The 1,777-nt window shown below is 65.0% G+C and carries 1 protein-coding gene; it reads left to right on the top strand.

Features of this window, described 5'->3' with window-relative positions:
• Positions 1 to 249: 249 nt before the first annotated feature.
• Positions 250 to 1,777, top strand: a 1,528-nt coding sequence (gene carB / locus EN939_RS32755; RefSeq protein ID WP_127271647.1) for a carbamoyl-phosphate synthase large subunit, incomplete at its 3' end; no start/stop codon positions are given.

Raw genomic sequence — 1,777 nt, forward strand, 5'->3', positions numbered from 1 at the left:
TCTCAGGAGTCCATATGCGATAGCCCTGCCCCTTGAGGGGGAGATGCCTGGCAGGGTAAAGGGGGGCGCGCCGGAACAAGGCGCTTCTCGGCTGGCGCCGCCCACAACAACCCTCATTTTCGGGGTTACATCAGTTAAAACTCTTCCCTATAAGGCCCTCCTAGCCTGATACCAGAATCGCGAGCACAACCGGCCGGGTCTTCCCGTCCCGGTTTTTTGTGCAAGCCGCCCGCCGAACGGACCTTTGACATGCCAAGACGCACTGACATCAAGTCGATCCTGATCATCGGGGCCGGCCCCATCGTCATCGGCCAGGCCTGCGAGTTCGACTATTCCGGAACCCAGGCCTGCAAGGCGCTGAAGGAGGAAGGCTTCCGCGTCATCCTGGTCAATTCCAACCCAGCCACCATCATGACCGACCCGGAACTGGCCGACGCCACCTATATCGAGCCGATCACGCCCGAAGTGGTCGCCAAGATCATCGCCAAGGAGCGGCCCGACGCGCTGCTGCCGACCATGGGCGGCCAGACCGCGCTCAACACCGCTCTGTCGCTGCGCCGCATGGGTGTGCTCGAGCGCTACAATGTCGAGATGATCGGCGCCGACGCCACGGCCATCGACAAGGCCGAGGACCGCGCGCTGTTTCGCGAGGCGATGAAGAAGATCGGCTTGGAAACGCCGAAGTCGATGCTGGCCAACGCCACCGACGTCAAGAACACCGACCGCAAGACGCATGAGGCCGAGCGCGCCGCCGTCAAGGCCGAGGCGCCTGCCGATCTCGATGCCGCGCTCGACGCGCTGGAGACCCGCTGGAACCTCGGCGAAGGCGACCGCAAGCAGCGCTACATCAGCCATGGCATGGCGATCGCCGCACAGGCGCTCGACCATGTCGGCCTGCCGGCCATCATCCGCCCGTCCTTCACCATGGGCGGCACCGGCGGCGGCATCGCCTATAACAGGGCCGAATTCTACGAGATCGTCCAGTCCGGCCTCGATGCCTCGCCGACCACCGAAGTGCTGATCGAGGAAAGCGTGCTCGGCTGGAAGGAGTATGAGATGGAGGTCGTCCGCGACAGGGCGGACAATTGCATCATCGTCTGCTCGATCGAGAACATCGACCCGATGGGCGTGCACACGGGCGACTCGATCACCGTCGCTCCGGCGCTGACGCTGACCGACAAAGAATACCAGATGATGCGCAACGCCTCGATCGCCGTGCTGCGCGAGATCGGCGTCGAGACCGGCGGCTCCAACGTGCAGTTCGCCGTCAACCCGGCCGACGGCCGCCTGGTCGTGATCGAGATGAACCCGCGCGTCTCGCGCTCGTCGGCTCTGGCCTCGAAAGCGACCGGTTTCCCGATCGCCAAGATCGCGGCAAAGCTCGCCGTTGGCTACACCCTGGACGAGTTGGAGAACGACATCACCGGTGGCGCCACGCCGGCCTCCTTCGAGCCGTCGATCGATTACGTCGTGACGAAAATCCCGCGTTTCGCCTTCGAGAAATTCCCCGGCGCCGAGCCGGTGCTGACCACCGCCATGAAGTCGGTCGGCGAAGTCATGGCCATCGGCCGCACTTTTCAGGAATCGCTGCAGAAAGCGCTGCGTGGACTGGAAACCGGCCTGACCGGCCTCGACGAAATCGAGATCCCCGGCCTCGGCTACGGTGCGGCGACGGCCAACCATGCCGACGACCGCAACGCCATCCGCGCCGCGCTCGGCACGCCGACGCCCGACCGGCTGCGCATGGTGGCGCAGGCGATCCGCATGGGCACGTCGC

The sequence above is a fragment of the Mesorhizobium sp. M7A.F.Ca.CA.002.05.1.1 genome (assembly GCF_003998335.1).
In the GTDB taxonomy this organism is placed as follows: domain Bacteria; phylum Pseudomonadota; class Alphaproteobacteria; order Rhizobiales; family Rhizobiaceae; genus Mesorhizobium.